Raw genomic sequence first — 3,150 nt, 5'->3', positions numbered from 1 at the left:
TCATAAAAGGGATACTGATTTTAAAGTATGTAAGGATGACTGCATTTGTAAAAAATGGAATTAAGGACAACCAAGTACGTATAATAATTGACTGTGATAAAGAATATTTGAATTGCAGTCAACGAAAAACGAGTAGATAATTGACTGTACTCATGAAAGTGTGAAATGCAGTCAATAAAATAAGCGTAAAGGGTTGACTTAAAAAGAGAAATATTTAATAAAGGCCAACAAATAAAGCAAGAAAGATGACTGTAATCATGATGTTTTGAAATATAGTCATCTAGGCTAACTAACAAGGTTGACCGCAATAGAAATAATCTAATATAGAAGTCATTGAATTAGTGAAAGAAAGAGAATGAGGATAGCAGGAATTCAGAAGTATAGTAAGTATTACATCTCTATAATGGAATTCTGTAAAGGAGAGATGTAATTACGGATATCAATCAAATGAAAGAAAACAACCTGAAGACGATTCTTCGATTCTCAATTCCAAGTATCATAGCAATGCTTTTGGAAACGGTAATCACAATTACTGACGGTTATTTTACCGGGAACTATGTAGGTGAAGATGCGTTGGCAGCGATTAATCTGGGATTGCCGATTCTTTATTTTTATCTGGGTACAGGACTATGCATAGGTGTTGGTGGAACGGTAATCTGTGGAAGGCTGCTTGGAGCAAAGGACAACAGAAAAGCCTCCGAAGTGTTTTCGCAGACGGTTGTAACGGCTACAGTGATATGTATATTAGTATCACTGGCAATATCGGGATTATTCACGCCGATCCTGAAAGTTTTGAGAGCAGACGGGAATCTGTCCGCATACTTTACCGGGTACTATAGAATCATGCTTTTCAATTACCCCCTGATGGTGATTGGAACCATATTGGGAATGTTTATCCGTGTGGATGGGAAACCTCAGGTGTGTATGTTTGTGAGTATCATAAGTTGTATTTTGAATGTAATCCTTGATTATATTCTGGTAGGCAGATTAGCGATGGGAGTACGGGGAAGTGCTATAGCATCGCTTATCGTACAGGTGATGGCAGTCATTGCTCAGTTGGTACATTTCATCAGACCGTCAGCAGGCATACGTTTGAGACATTACAGATTTGACAGAGCAGTGAATAAAGAAACATTTTTTAATGGTTCATCTGAGTTTATCGGAGAGATGGCAAGTGCAATATCTATGTTTGCGTTTAACTATGTGCTGATGAAATATGTTGGAACAGAAGGAGTTGCTGCATTTACGATTCTAGGGTTTGTTGTATATGGATACAGCATGATTTCTATCGGTTTCGGACAGGGACTTACGACTCTTGTGAGTATTTGCTGGGGTGCGAAGGAACAGAAAACAGCAATGCAGCTGCGCATAATGACGAATAAAATATTATTTGGAATAGGCGCTTTATTTGCAGTTTGTTTTTTCGTATTCGGAAGAAGATATGCAGGTATGTTTGGTTGCTGCAGCAGTGTGGCGGATATGGTGTCCGCAGGATTTCGGTTTTACGCTGTTACATTTCTGATTATGGGATATGATGTGATAAATTCGATGTATTTTACCAGTTGCGGGGATGCGTTAAGCTCTGCCCTGATATCGTCGCTAAGAGGAGTGGTTCTTCTTCTTACATTTATATTCATCTTCCCGGCTATATGGGGAATGGCAGGGGTATGGATGGCTGCTCCGGCTACAGAGGCTTTGACAGCGATCGTTTCGGCATGGCTGATCATGAAACAAAAGAAGATGGTGGAAAGCAGGTGATCTGCAGTGGATGAGAAAGACAGCACTACGATTCGAAGTGCAGTGATCAATAAAGCGATAAGTTATATATTTGAAAATATAGATGAAGAGATTACTGTAGATGATGTGGCAAGACATTGTTCTTATTCAAAATATCATCTTATGCGAATGTTTAAAGAGGATACCGATGAAGCATTGTATCAGTTTATCAAACGCGTGCGGCTTGAAAGGAGCGCCTGGAGACTTAAAGTAGAGAAGGATAAAAGCATTACAGAAATAGGTGTTGATTATGGATATTCATCTTCTAATTTTGCAACGGCATTTAAGAAACACTTGAATGTAACTCCGGCTGATTTCAGGAAGATCAGTGAGAGGATAGTGGAACAGAGCTCTTTTGCACATGGGATATCGCTTGATAAAATAGAAGAATCCGAAAAACTGATTACGGTCGAGCAGCTTCATAGTTTTATGGTTATATATGAGCGTAAGAAAGGCAATTATCATAATCTGCCAGAAGAATGGTGTAAATTTATTAAAAAGTATGAATATTTGTCTTCAAAAGATACGCTTTATATTGAATGTACCATTGATGATCCGTCAATTACGGATGAAGACAGATGCATGTATGAACTGTGCCAGACAATTTCGCCGGATCACCCTGCACTGAACGAGGATACCGGTATCTTGACACATACCTTTGATGGCGGGAAATATGCAGTTTATCATTTTAAAGGATTTCCGCAGTTTCTCTTTATGGTATATCAGGAGGTATTCTGCAGGTGGCTTTCAAAGACCGGAAATCAGCTGGATGAAAGACCGATACTTGACATCTATCGAAATGTAGGTGATGATGGATACATGGAAATCGACATTTGCTTTCCGCTAAAATGAGAGAAATGTTTTATTATACCCAAAAGGTATTGCTATGTGTTTATTATATGTGTTTCCTATTTTTGTGAAAGTATGTTAAATTATAATCAGAAAGAAGATCAAAGCAAATCATTCATAAAAAAGGAGATGGCGATTATGTTGAAGAAATTAGAAGCATTCCTGGCAGAGTATTATGAGAGCTTTCACCTGGGGTAATTACATTGATCAGAATTGAAATTTTTGATGTAAACAGATAAGGAGAAAGTACAATTGAATAAGCCAACGTCGTGTAACGGTCCGGGCATTGCATAGTATACAAGAGGGTGATTGTATCTGTGTAATGTCCGGACTGTTTTTTTATAATTATCCCTTTTTGACAGAGCGATCAAACGTTTCGGAGGATATGTGCCTCACTTTGCTTATGAGAATATCGTTATTATATAGAACAATATGAAAGTTTCATTTTTTGCGAAAAAACATAAAAAATGATAATAAATGTTCAAAATTGAAAACTAAATGATAATTTTGAAAAACAAAATGATA

2 protein-coding genes are annotated in these 3,150 nt (G+C 37.4%); both read left to right on the top strand.

The features are described from left to right. Window positions 1-447 precede the first annotated feature (447 nt). Entirely contained in the window at window positions 448-1,758 is a 1,311-nt protein-coding gene (locus tag JQM82_RS14780) for an MATE family efflux transporter (RefSeq protein ID WP_235251167.1), read from the top strand. A gap of 6 nt (window positions 1,759-1,764) precedes the next feature. After that, on the top strand, window positions 1,765-2,628 hold the full coding sequence (locus JQM82_RS16325) for an AraC family transcriptional regulator (RefSeq protein ID WP_235251166.1): 864 nt from the start codon (window positions 1,765-1,767) through the stop codon (window positions 2,626-2,628). Window positions 2,629-3,150 lie beyond the last annotated feature (522 nt).

It is taken from the genome of Faecalicatena contorta (assembly GCF_021531995.1).
Lineage (GTDB): Bacteria > Bacillota > Clostridia > Lachnospirales > Lachnospiraceae > Dorea_A > Dorea_A contorta_A.
Note: the sequence above shows the minus strand (reverse complement) of the source record. Positions and strands in the feature narration are given on the sequence as shown.